This is a genomic window from Moorena sp. SIO2C4 (genome assembly GCF_010672485.1).
Taxonomy (GTDB): domain Bacteria; phylum Cyanobacteriota; class Cyanobacteriia; order Cyanobacteriales; family Coleofasciculaceae; genus Moorena; species Moorena producens.
Genome location: NZ_JAAHGN010000072.1, coordinates 1 through 13563, shown reverse-complemented (window position 1 = coordinate 13563; position 13563 = coordinate 1). Strand labels below are relative to the sequence as shown.

The following is a 13563-nucleotide window of genomic DNA, read 5'->3' as shown; positions in this document are numbered from 1 at the left end:
ATCGATTTCAGCATTGTGCTTGAGATAATCCCCTACCCAATTACAAGCCCGACCCAGAAGGTCATTGAAATCTAAACTTATATCCATATCCCACATAATCACATTGCCATTGGAGTCAGATGAAGCCAGGATTTTGCCATCGGGACTGAAACTGAGGCTAAAAACCCCATCATTATGTCCAATCAGAGTTTCAATTTCTTGCCCCTTCAAATTCCAGAGTTTAACCGTTTTGTCACCACTAGCCGAAGCAATCATCTTGCCATCTGGGCTGAAACTAACGCTAAACACCTTACCCTGATGCCCTTTGAGAGTTCGGATTTCTTTACCGTCTCTACTCCAAAGTTTAACCGTTTCGTCCTCACTACCAGAGACAAGCATCTGACTGTCGGGACTAAAACTGACACTCCAGATCACATCATCATGACCTTTGAGGATAGTAGGAGTTAAGCAAAAAGGCAAAAAATTTATGTTATGGTCTGATCCAACTGCTGGTTTTAAGTTTGCTGGTTTTAAGTTTGCTGGTTTTAATTCACCATTACATAAATTTTCGCGACTCCAAAGCTTAATAGTATTATCATCACTACCAGCAGCAATCATCAGACCATCGGGACTAAAATTAACACTTCTAATCGCAGCCCTAAGCTTTTTAAACCTTTGGGGTTCTGTTCCTTTAAAACTCCAAAGCTTAACAGCTTGATCCCAACTGCCAGATACAATCGTCTGACTGTCAGGGCTGAAACTAACGCTAAAGACTCCAGCCTTATGCCCCTGGAGTGTTTGGATTTTTTTACCATCCTTACTCCAAAGTCTAACCTTACTATCCCGGCTAGCCGTAGCAATAGTTTTGCCATCCGGGCTAAAACTCACACTAAACACTACATCTCTGTGGTTTTCTAGAACGTTTGGAGTCAAACAAAAATCCAGTAGATTGATAGTTTTACTAGACCTTATTTCCCCTAATCCTTGCTTGCTACAGGTATAATCTAAATGCCATAGTTTAGCAGTTTTATCTTCACTAGCACTAGCCAAAGTTTTGCCATCTGGGCTGAAACTAACACTCCAGACTAAACTCTTATGACCCTTGAAGGTGCGAGGTGTTTTGGCATCTAAGCGCCAGAGTTTAATGGTTTTATCTTCACTAGCACTAGCCAGAGTCTTGCCATCTGGACTAAAGCTAAGGTCATAAGCCCCAGCCTGATGCCCTCGGAAGGTTTGGAGTTCCGAGCCATCAAGGCTCCAGAGTTTAACGGTTTTATCCCGACTAGCAGAGGCGAGGGTTTTGCCATCCGGGCTGAACCTGACGCTTCTGACTCCAGCTAATTTCTTTGGAAAAGTCTTCAGTTTCCGACCATCAAGGCTCCAGAGTTTGATAGTCTTATCCTCACTAGCAGAAGCAATCATCTTGCCTTGGGGTGAGAAACTGACGCTATAAACCTCAGCCTTATGCCCCTTGAACGTTGCCATACTTCTGCCGTCCAGGTGCCAGAGTTTGATAGTATTGTTACTTCCAGCAGAAGCCAGAATTTTGCCATCCGGACTAAAGCTGATGCTGCGATATCCAGCCGCAATCCCCTCAAAAGTTTGGAGTTGCTTGCCATTGAGGCTCCACAGCTTGACAGTATTATCGTTACTAGCCGTAGCCAGCATCCTGCCGTCCGGACTAAAACTCACGCTCCGCACTCCACGCTGATGTCCTTTAAAGGTTTGGAGGTTTTTCCCGTCTAAGCTCCACAGTTTGACCGTCTTATCCTGACTAGCTGTAGCAATAGTCTTGCCATCTGGGCTGAAACTCACATTCCAAACGGTACCGTCATGTCCCTTCAAGGTTTGGAGTGCCTGACCGTTGCGGCTCCACAGTTTGACAGTATGGTCTTTACTAGCAGAAGCAATCAGATTACCGTCAGGGCTAAAACTAACACTAGTAACCCAACTGTTATGGCCTACCAAACGGTTGTATTCTCTAACCCAAGACACTGCTCCGTGCAATGCTGTCCTAACCAGACTCTCAGTTTCAGGTTTTACACTGCGTCTCTGTTTTTGCAGTTGCCGTGCAGCCCTGATTGCTTCGATCAGGGCATCAAATTCCTGATGTGATTTTCTCAGAGCCAGTGAATATCGACTCAGAGCATTAATGTGACCTTCGCTAACTGTTTCTGCTCGTTTCCATTGCATGAAAGCAACCAAGCCAAAGCCAACAGCTGCTGCAAATGCTGTACTCATCAAAGTAAGGGACAACCGTAAGATGACTAATCGACGCTTTTCCCGTTTTCTCAAAATCGATATGGCATCCCGACTTTTAGCAATATATTCCTTGTGTAAAGGTGTCGCAGTCGGCTGTTTATCATTGGTCTCGGCATCAAGCAACCATTGTTGGGCAATAGAAAATTCGCTGCCACGCAACAGCAAATCTGTATCTTGGTTAGACTGCTGCCATTCCCTAGCTCGCTGCAACCATTTGGTGTGACTGCGCACATGCTCTCGGTCAGTATCAAGGGTTCTGACCAATTCACTTAAATTGGGATAAAAATCTCCACCATGCCTGTTGAAATCAATCCACTGGATGCTAGCTAATCCAGGATGTAGCATTTTTGCTGGTACCTGTATAGAAAGCACAGTCACAAACCGTTTATTTAATGTCTGAGCATAGTCTACCTCCCCAGCACAGTAGGGTGAATTTACCGAAGCAGGGGAAATAATAAATAAGAAATTATCAGACTGTTCAATTCCACGATAGATTTCCTCCTGAAAATCACTGCTCGGAGGAATACTTTCTTGGTCAAACCAAGTCGTTTTACCCTGTAACTGCAATGCCTCATTTAACTTCCTAGCCAAATCTGAATCAGTACGAGAATAAGAAATAAAAACGTCTAGATAAGATTCCGTTGGTTGATTCGTGCTAGCAGCAAGGAATTCTTCATGTAACTCTAGGGGTGGATGTTCCAGGCGTTGCCAATTTACGTTCAGCCAGTTTTCGTAATAGTTTAAATTGTGACCCCGCAATAAAATGCTATAATTGCGGTTTTGGGTCAGCCATTTTAGCGCTTTGACTAACAAAAGCTTATGCTCTTCGTAATAGAGAGCATCTTGATTTAATTCTTTTAATAATTGAGCAGCCATGAAGCGGTAGTTTGCTTCATGGTTAGACTTAGTAAAATCCAGGAATTGTAATGAGCGAATTTTCGGTGGTATTTGGTCAATTTCCGTGTCTTCAATCAGTAGGGATATAATCCGTTTATTGTGAGCAAAGGCGTGTTCAAGCTCTTGCTGACAGTATTTTGATTGAATCGAATTGGGTGAAATTAAGTAAATGACATTATCAGCTTCCTCAATTCCTTGGTTGATTGCCGCTTGGAAGTCTATACCGGTTTTAATATCCGTTTCAGGTTTCCAGATTGTGATTCCTTCCCGCATCAGGGTTTTGCCAAGTTTATCCTTTATATCTTGATCTTTATCAGAATAAGATATAAACACTTGGGTCATTAAATTATTGGCATTTTTGATGCTTTCACAAATAAACTCACAATGTAAATCCGTTGGCACACAAGGAGCCTGATCTTTTTGAAACCGTACCTTTAACCAAGATTCAGCTTGAATCCGTTCTGACTGGATTAACAGGTGGTTAGTTTGTTGTTGATTTCTGTCCCACTCCAGAGCTTTAACTAAAAACCGAGTATGCTGTTCTACATAATCAGCATGCTTACGGATAGAATTCATTAATTGTTTAAAGGACGCTTCAAAATCGTTGATTTTATCTTGGAAATAGATCCAGTTCAGTTTACGGATAATCGTAGGAATTTTCTCCCGAGGGGATTTAACATGCACTAAAGGAATAATGCGTTTATTGTATTTAATAGCCAGTTCAATTTCTTTGAGGCAGTATTTTGAATTAACGGCATGGGGGGAAATGATAAAAATGAAGTTATGATTTCTCTCAATGCCATTATCAATCTGATGCTGCCAATCGACAGCAGGCGGAATGTCCTTCTGGTCAAACCAGACAGTTAAGCCCAATTGTGTTAGTCTAGCTTCAAGTTTAGTAGCAAAGGCTTTGCTGTCAGCACGTCCGTAGGAGATAAAGGCATCGAAAAATGTAGTCATTTGCCCAGGGGTCTAAGTGAGGAGATCTACTTAACACTACACTTGTAACACCCTGGATTTCGTAAATCGAGCAAGCTTGAAGAGTTGTGAGAAGGAAATAGGGGTGACGGATGGGTAACGGATGGGTAACGGATGGGTAACGGATGGGGAGCAGGTGAACAATGGTCAGGATTTAGGTGTCACCTCAGATGCTCTGCCCATGGGCTGAACGATTACCACAATAAAGCCAACCTGTCAAGGTTATTAATGATATCATTTCGTATCCACTTTCTGAGACGGAGATGGGTTTTTTCCCTTAGCCTCCGACTGCTCGGTTTCACCATAGAGTTCTGCTAGTGCATCATTCATCTCTTGCACCCAACCTACATTTTCGCTTTGGATGGTTTTCTCTGTACTGATCACCAATAACTCAAATTTCTCCAATTTTTCCTGGTCTGAGAGACCATGCCACCAAGTGCTTATATCGTACAAATCATCAGCTGCTTGGTTGTAGGCAATCAGCGTTGTCTCAACCCGTTTCAATTCCAGGAAACTAGAAAATGCCGCAGCTAAGGCTGTAGTGACCGCCACCCAGGTGTCTTCACCGAGCGCCACCAGAAATGAACCCACACCACCCAAGATATATACTCCCCACTGGTAGCCATGCAATTGTATGTCAAGTTTCCTAGTTCGCTTTCGGTACCACTTAAACTGGTCTTCCACTCGCCAGACTAGGTAGTTTTCGGGGGTTAGGTCAGAAAACTTATCGTCTTGATTATGCTGTTGAGCTTCCTGACGTTTCTTGTCGTTGCTTTTCTTGTCTTTGCTTAAGGATGAGCGTTTTCTGCGGGAAAGTTCCCCCTCGTAGGGGCTAAAACTAGTGTGGTGAACTGTGGTTCCCTTTAGCCTTTGACTAATCACCTTGACCTTACGTGCCAGCTTAGCATCCCGGGACGTGTTATCACTGTATTCCCCAACTTGCGCACGGTAACAGTAAATTTCCCTTTTAATTGCCTCGGCACTACCCCGTAACAGAATCCAATTGCCACCTTTGTCGAACTTAACTGCACCTGCTAGTAGTACACTTAGAGCAATTGGCACTAGTAGAAGAACGTAGTGAATCACTTTGACCGTGTGGTGTGACTCAGTGAGGCGTTCTACCAACATTGAGTGGACCACAGCTAGCAAAGTAGCCAACACACTCAATACCAGAATTCCTATCCGCAGCAGAAAGAAACGTTTCTGAGCCCCTGTGGCATTTTTGCTATAGGTACGCTGACGTTCCCAAGCACGTTTGAGGGTTGGGCTTGGCCCAGGGGAGTATGTAGCCTCAACTTCTGACGTCATGACAGTCTATGTGCAGTCTATGTGCTTTAGTCTATGTGCTTTTTACCAAAAATTTTGGGTAATCGCGCCCCGTCCTTGTAGGACGGCTTTTCCATGTGCTATAATAAAACCATAAGTAATAAACTAATATTTAGATAGGTATTATCTAATCATAAGTAGACAACGTAAAAAATATGTATTAGATACGTATTGCGTAATTTGGTCTAACGGCTTTAACGTCTATGAAAAAATTAGATAAGAAAAAGTATCTGTCTATCCATATAAAAAAGGTACGGTGGGGCACACCGAAACCTAGGTCAATGATCTAAACGCTCGGGGAGATTTGTCCTCTACTTTTCCTGGCTCCGGCAAGGGATAGCAAGACGAGTCGTAGAGCCAAGAATCCCCGTTCTTCAGCGGACGGGGAGTGTCAATGTGTACCTTGACTGTCTCGTCAGTCCCTCCATGATGATTTTAGTCAATTCACTGAATGGTTGTGAGAGGTCATAACAGGTCAAGTGATTTTGTTGTAAGTGATTTGGTTGTAATAGTTCCGTAACAGATTCTCGTGCTTCTTGTTCTGGATAGCTTACTGCCATAGTAATTTCATCTGCCAACCGACCACTGCCGCCAAGAACTACCAATGGTCGTCCAGCTTTCTTGTTTTCAAATAAGTCTAGCAAGGTAATCGCCCCACCGTTAGCCATTACTGTGACTGATGGCTTTCCGTCTGCCAGGGTAGTAGCTATACGAGCCAACCAGGGGGATTCATCACCCCAGGTAGACCCAGGAATCAGCACAAAATGAGTATGATGTGGCTCCAGTGATGTTTCACCAGAATACGAGGGGGGTGCATCAGGAAGCGCAATCTTGCCCACTGGGGCAATACCTACTAAGGGAAAGGTGCCAGCAATCTCAGCACGAGCTTGCCCCATCATCTGCATTACCCCAGTATCGGTACCACCATCCACCACACATGCTCCCAGGGTTTCAGCAATGGGAGCTAGTACATTGACAAACAACAAGCGCAGACGAGCCATACTCATATCACTCATATTACTTGCCCCCCCGACTACCACTAGAACCGGACGGGAGCCGTGAAGACCGATTTGGTTCAGGGCAGCAGACAAGTCCACAGAATGATCCAGTTGAATAGCACAAGCTGTTTGCCCATTCTTGAACGTGAGTTTGAGAGGCTGGTTATTTAATAACTGCTTGAAGATGAGATGGTTTGGCTTGTATCCATCCTGGGACAAAGCACCGGACTTAGCTAAAACCCTCCTCTTGCCCAATCGGGGGGGAGCGATGCCTGCGCATCTAGCCATTACGACCTTTTGGTCATCTGTTCGCTTTTGCTTTGTCTTGGCAGATAGAAACATTTAAAATCACCTATAGTGGTCTATAATATTCTATCTGCTAGATCATGCTCAGGGACATCAGCTGATCAGACATCTCGAAATTGGCGGTGACATTTTGTACATCCTCCAAGTCTTCCAGGGCATCCATTAATTTCAAAAGCGTCCGCGCCAGATCTGGGTCAGTCACTTCCACCGTATTACTAGGAATCCAGCGCAACTGCGCCTCACTGACCTCAAAGCCCTGATTTTTCAAGATTTGACTCAGGTTTTCCAGGTTGCTAACTTCTGTAAATACCTCAGCCGTTACACCTTCAGAATCTTCGTTCAACTCATAAGTTTGAGCTCCCCCTTCAAGGGATGCTTCAAACAAATGGTCCTCTGTGATATCACCCGTAAGCGTAACGACACCCTTTTGCTCAAACATCCAGCTAACGCAGCCTGTTTCACCCAGATTACCACCATTCTTAGTGAATACTGAACGCAGGTCAGCTGCTGTCCGATTCCGATTATCAGTAAAAGCTTCTATCAAGATAGCAACGCCTCCTGGACCATAACCCTCATAGCGAATCTCTTCAAGATTGTCACTCTCATTGCCTAGGGTACCGGCTCCTTTTGCGATCGCTCTTTCAATGTTCTCATTGGGAATCCCTGCTGCCTTAGCCTTTTCCACCGCTTGCCGCAGCTGAAAATTACCCTCCGGATCCGGGATGCCATTGCGAGCAGCTACTATAATCTCCCGAGATATTTTAGCAAAGGTCTTACCTTTAACTGCGTCCACCCTCGCTTTCTGACGCTTAATATTTGCCCATTTACTATGTCCTGCCATAACGGTTAAGTTAATTACTACCCAAGTTACAAAATACCTCCACTTCTTGGTTTAAGCATATAACCTACCCAAGTCATCTCCTAAAATAGACTATTCTCTCTCCTAGGATAGCTACCAACTGAAGGAAAGAAAGTCCATGGTAAATGCTATATCCTAAATGGTTTTTGGTCAAGGGATTAGCCCTTTGGAGATTAGGGGTAGCATTACTTGCACTGTAGTTTGTTCTCCTAGTGTACTATCTATTCTTAATTTACCACCGTGTAACTCAGCTAGACGTTTAGCAATCAGCAGCCCCAACCCTGAGCCTTGTTGTTCGTAAAAGTTACCTTTACATTGTAAGTCAGCTTTCAATTCGGCCATTTCAGCTTCAGATATCCCTTGCCCCTTGTCGTGGACTGACAAGATCAAGGTATTATTTTCTGAATAGCTATTTCCCCAAACAGGTGTTCCCTCTTGTGATAATTTAAAGGCATTATTAATTAACTCTTCCAACATTTTATTAAGTCGGTTTGGCGACCTAGCAATAGTAGCCTCTTCCCAATCTAATTGCAAATCCGCAACCCGTCCTGTTTTTTGAGCAATATTCTGAATCAAATTAGCCAGAACCGGATTAGGTAATTTACTGGTAGTCTTTCGCAGATTTTATTATTTTTTGGAATCTGTAGCGTTCATTTCAAGCTCTGCATAAAGTCAAAAGTTCTGAATTAACCTTAATAACCGTTCAGCAGACTGATGGATATCTTCTGCCATAGTCTTAATTTGATATCGTTCCAAACTCTACCATTTCTCCATGATTAGTTTGGAAATATCCAGAATCCGATTTAGGGGTTTATCCATTTCATAGAGCAAAGACAGTTTAATATGGCTGCGCAAATCATCCAGTTTTTTATCTTTTTGCAACTCAAGGGCAGCTTGCTTTTACAATCGAGTAGTAATTGCTCCTAGTAGTTCTACTCTAGTAAATGGCTTGGTCAGATAATCATCTGCTCCTAATTCCATTCCTTGGCGCTGATCAGTTTTTTCAGCTCTAGCTGTGAGAAACATAAAAGGAATGGTTGCCGTAGCAGGATGTTTGCGCAACGCATGCAATACCTTATAGCCATCAATTTTTGGCATTATAACATCTTAAATAATAAATTTAGCGTTTATAATGGTCTAACTCGATACTAATCCGACCATTCCTACCAGCAATCTCCTCAAAATATTTAGCTTCCAGTAACTCCAGTATATTTTCTCGTACTGAAGGTTCATCTTCAATTAACATAATTTTTGTTCTTACCATTTTTTTGCGCTTTGTGAAACTAATCTAATTGACTTGAGGTAGTGGGAAGCCAATACCGCTATTGAGTAAACGTTTAAATTCCGACGCTGGTAAAGCCCTACTAATCAAATGACCCTGAACTCGATCACATTTATGAGAATAAATAAAATCCAATTCTTCTTGAGTTTCTACTCCTTCAGCAATCAGTTGTAGATTTAAACTTTTTGCCATTTGTATAATAGCCTTAGTAATAGCAGCCTGGTTAGGTTTCTGCACAATATTACGGACAAAGCACTGATCAATTTTGAGAACGTCAAAGGGAAATTGTTGTAAATAGCTTAATGAAGAATATCCGGTACCAAAATCATCAATTGCAATTTCTAAGCCTAGGTTTTTTAGATCATTTAACTGACGAATAGCCGTCTCAGTGTTTTTTACTAGTATACTTTCAGTTAGTTCTAGTTCTAGAGTTCGATAGGTTAACTCAGTTGACTGCAAAATCTTGACTAAATTATGGTAAAATTCCGGTTTATTAAATTGACGACCTGATATATTTACTGCTATACGAAAAGAGGTATATCCATCATTTTGCCAGACTTTAGCTTGCTGACAAGCCTGCTGTAATATCCATTCTCCAATGGATAGAATTAGACCCGTTTCTTCCGCAATCGGAATAAATTTTGCTGGTGGAATCAAACCAAGTTCTGGATGATGCCAACGTAATAGAGCTTCAGCACCAACAATTTTTCCTGTCTCGAGACTGATTTGGGGTTGATAGTAAACCTGGAATTCTTCCCGTTCCAAAGCATAGCGTAAGCTACTCTGCAAGGTAAGATGATTTGAAGAATTGACATTCAAGGCACTGGTGTAAAACTGATATTGATCACCACCGTGACGCTTTGCCTGAAGCATCGCCTGGTTGGCATGATTGAGTAATTGTTCAACGTCTTCACCATCACGGGGATAAATTGCAATACCAATACTGGCGGTTATAAAAACTTCTTGATCATCCAGAACGATGGTTTGATAGAGGCTCTCAAGAATGCTTTTGACAACATTTATGACATCTTTTTTGTGTTGAGCTGTGGCTATAATAACGGCAAATTTATCGCCATTTAAACGAGCAACTGTACCCTGAATATCCACACAATTAGTGAGGCTTTCAGCCACAAATTTTAGTAAGTAATCTCCCCAAAAATGACCCAGATTATTGTTAACTTGATTAAACCGATCTAAACCCAAACACAGAAAGGTAACCAGTTTTTGATTATCGTCGATGTGTTGTTTTACTTGCTTAAACCGTTCTCGCAACGACAGGCGATTAGGTAGGTTTGTCAAGCTGTCATGGTGGATCAAGTAATTGAGTTTATTTTTAGCTTCCTGAAGTTCAGTATTGTAATGCTTATGAACAGCAGCTTTTTTTTTGAGTCTACTGGCAATTGACCCTAGGAGCTCTGCTCTGGTAAAGGGTTTGGTAATATAGTCGTCTGCCCCTAGTTCCATACCCTGACGAAAATCATTTTTAGCCGCCTTTGCGGTTAAAAAAATAAAGGGAACTGTTGCCATCATTGAGTCTTGACGCAGGGATGTTAAGACACTGTAACCGTCCATTTCCGGCATCATGACATCACAGATAATTAAATCTGGGATAGTTCCTTTAGCTAAATTAACACCAACACGACCATTTTCTGCTCCAATGACATCAAACCCTTCAGCGTCCAGGAGTTCTATAATGTTTTCCCGGACAAACTCTTCATCTTCAATAACTAATATTTTTCTCATCATTAATTTGATAGCACGTAATATATTGGCAGGGTTACAGTAAACGTTGTACCGACAGTTACCTCACTTTCTAGATCAATTTGACCTTGGTAGATATCGAGACACTTTTTGACAATTGCCAGTCCTAAGCCAGTGCCGGTAATTGTACCGACATTCGTACCTCGATAGAAGGTCTCAAAGAGTAGTCCTTGGTCTTCTTCAGGAATACCAATACCTTGATCGCTGATTTTAAAGATAGCCTGATTGGCAGAGCAAGTGAGTTTAATCTCAACCGTGCTACCTTTGGGAGAATACTTCAGTGCATTACTCAGCAAATTCTCCAAAATTTGCCTAAGCAATTTTTCATCCATATACGGTCGGGCGGATGAGAACGAACTAGCCGCATTATTTCTTCCATGATTACTACCTAATTTATTTTCAAACTTTTCTAAGCTATAAGTAAATTTTATTGTGTGATAATTTCGGTCATTAAGCTGGATTTGATAAATTAAATCGGTGCAAAAACTTTCCAAGTCTATCGGGGTTAATTTTAACTCTATTTTACCAGATTCTACCTTGCCAATCAGCAATATATCATTCAAAAGTCTGGTCATATGTTGAACCATGTTTTGAATGCGATGTAGGTGATTATTTATTTTATATTCTGACCATTTTGTTCCGTAATGTTCCAGTAACTCTGCTGATGAATAAATCGTGGTTAGAGGGGTACGAAATTCGTGAGATGTCATGGTAATAAACCGGGATTTTAGCTCCCCAAGTTGTTTCTCTTTAGCCAGTGCATTTATAATTTCTACTTCCGTTTCTTTCCGTTTAGTGATATCTCTATCAACCCCTCGATAACCACAAAACTTGCCAATACGATCAAAAATTGGTACACCACTGGTTTCCAGAACCACTAACTGACGATTTTTGTGAATTCTGGTATTTTCCAAGTTGCTAAAGGGGTGTTTTAAAACGGTAAAGGAAGCCAAAATTTCCATCACACGTTTTGCCTCTTCCTGTGACATTAAGTCAAAGGGAGTTTTGCCAACTACTTCTGATGGTTCATAACCGAGTAAGTCCCAGACTTTGGGACTAGCGTAGGTATAGACAGCATTTTCATCCATCTCCCACATCCAATTGCTACTAATTTCTACAACATTACGAAACCGCTCTTCACTCTGCCGCAACTGCTCTTCTGCCTTCTGGCGCTCAATAATCTCCCCCTTGAGTGCTTGGTTCGCTTTCCTCAGAGCAGCGGTACGTTGTTGAACTCTGACTTCCAAAGCATCATTGACTTGTGCTAGGGTGAGTCGTGCTTCAATACGCTCAGTGATATCCTGGACAATAACAGCAACTTCATCTAACCCACTTTTAACAATACGAGCCTCAAAGTAGCGGAGTTTACCATCTTGTCTGATTGGGGACTCAATAACTTGGATCTCATCACTTTCTAGGGCTATTTCCACATGCTCCCAAATTAATCCTGCTACCTCAGTGGGTAAACAGTTATGTAAATGTTTCCCAATACAGTTATTGGTGAGAAACAGCACAGGGTTTTCAATGGCCGCTTTCCAATCCAAGTAAAAGCCATCCCGATTGACACGAAAGATTACATCTGGTATCGCTTCTAAGAGGGCTCGGTTTCTAGCCTCGCTTACTTTTAGTGCAGACTCTTTTTGTTTAAGTTCTTGGCTTTGTTTTTGATAGAGTTGCTCAAGTTCTTGGTGGGTTAGGGCAATGGCAAAATGATCGGCGATCCCTCGGATAAAGGCAATTTCTTGGACTGTCCATTCTCGTTCGTGATCGCACTGATACAAGGTGATACTACCTAGACAAGACTGCCCATGCACCAGTGGCACCATCATGATGGTACGGAGGTCACATGGATAGGTTAATTCCTTCAGTTCTGGTGGGAGTTTTCCCTGGGATTCAGGAATAATCAACGGTTTGCCCTGAGCTAGCCAGGAGTGATAACTCTGAAAGAGGTGGCGAAATACCTCGATCAGACATGGCTCGCCTGTACTCTCCACTGATTGGGTAATGGGAAAGCTAACTTGATGAGTTGCCATAGCTGGAGGGTGGTGAGTGGGAAACATTAAACAGCCACTCACTTGCAAGATTTGATGTAATTGATTAGCTATGGTGGGTAGCAATTCATTGAGGACTAACGTCCCCCTTGTAACCTGGGCAATCTGGTTAATCATTTCCGCTTGGACTTTCAAGAGGTGATAGTCCACTCTTTGATGTCCAGTGCTCGATTCCATGGGTGTATGCTCAGGTAACATAACCAATAAAATTAGCTAAGATCGGAACTGTCTAGCCTAGACTGGACATAGATTCAACCGCCATCAACTCCACGCTGTACGATAATTTTCAGCCCATCCCCACCAATCCCGGGGATTTGAGGTCAGTTGTCCATTGTCAGTTGTTTTGCACCTACTAGCTTTTAGCTATGGGCTAAGTGCTAATTACATGCATGCAACTGACCATTGACCACTGACCATTGCAAGGCGTCGATTCATGCCCATACCAAGAAAATAGGGGCAACACTCGCCGCCCAACCTTAGGTGATGGTAAGATGTTATACCACCACTAGATGCCTAAATTGTTGCACAGTCTTAATTTCTAGCCCTCGTGGAAACTACGGTGTCTTAGCTAGTTTGTCTATCTTGACACCTGTAAATTCACGAACAGTTAGTGTATCATTGGTCTTTGGTGATTAGTTATGGGTCATTAGCGTCCCTCAGCTAAATTAGCCCTAGGTCTTACCCGTTCGCGCCACTGTCGCCCCTTGGGCGAAGGGAAGTGTGAGATGATGAGTCAAGTGCGATTCGTTGGTTATAAACCTTGCCCCGTCAGGGTTTTGGGGGATTAACCGCTAGGACAAATTACTGAACCTAGACAACTTGGTAACCATGGTGGTGAAAATCCACCCCTCGTGAAATCCGAGT

At 42.6% G+C, this 13563-nt stretch carries 9 protein-coding genes; all 9 read right to left on the bottom strand.

Annotation, left to right across the window (positions count from 1 at the left end):
- Positions 1-4098: TIR domain-containing protein (locus F6K20_RS06435; protein WP_287294150.1), on the bottom strand; the 4098-nt coding region annotated here is incomplete at its 3' end.
- 252 nt (positions 4099-4350) lie between these two features.
- Complete coding sequence (locus F6K20_RS06430) at positions 4351-5424, bottom strand: DUF4231 domain-containing protein (protein WP_071106476.1); 1074 nt, start codon at positions 5422-5424, stop codon at positions 4351-4353.
- Between the two features lie 392 nt (positions 5425-5816).
- Positions 5817-6782, bottom strand: coding sequence for a TRP family putative cation channel (locus F6K20_RS06425; protein WP_229420203.1), 966 nt, complete (start codon positions 6780-6782; stop codon positions 5817-5819).
- Between the two features lie 37 nt (positions 6783-6819).
- Entirely contained in the window at positions 6820-7587 is a 768-nt protein-coding gene (locus tag F6K20_RS06420) for a YebC/PmpR family DNA-binding transcriptional regulator (RefSeq protein WP_287252340.1), read from the bottom strand.
- 168 nt (positions 7588-7755) lie between these two features.
- The gene (locus F6K20_RS06415) at positions 7756-8181 is read right to left on the bottom strand and encodes a sensor histidine kinase (RefSeq protein WP_287252338.1); all 426 of its coding nucleotides are present in this window, start codon (positions 8179-8181) and stop codon (positions 7756-7758) included.
- A 324-nt stretch (positions 8182-8505) separates the two neighbouring features.
- Entirely contained in the window at positions 8506-8703 is a 198-nt protein-coding gene (locus F6K20_RS06410; RefSeq protein ID WP_008189532.1) for a response regulator, read from the bottom strand.
- Between the two features lie 22 nt (positions 8704-8725).
- On the bottom strand, positions 8726-8869 hold the full coding sequence (locus F6K20_RS06405; RefSeq protein ID WP_229419073.1) for a response regulator: 144 nt from the start codon (positions 8867-8869) through the stop codon (positions 8726-8728).
- 24 nt (positions 8870-8893) lie between these two features.
- Positions 8894-10633 carry an EAL domain-containing response regulator gene (locus F6K20_RS06400; RefSeq protein ID WP_353736731.1) on the bottom strand — a complete coding sequence of 580 codons (1740 nt, stop codon included), beginning with the start codon at positions 10631-10633 and terminating at the stop codon, positions 8894-8896.
- Complete coding sequence (locus tag F6K20_RS06395) at positions 10633-12876, bottom strand: sensor histidine kinase (protein WP_287294146.1); 2244 nt, start codon at positions 12874-12876, stop codon at positions 10633-10635. Before F6K20_RS06395 ends, F6K20_RS06400 begins: the two co-directional genes overlap by 1 nt.
- Between the last annotated feature and the right edge of the window lie 687 nt (positions 12877-13563).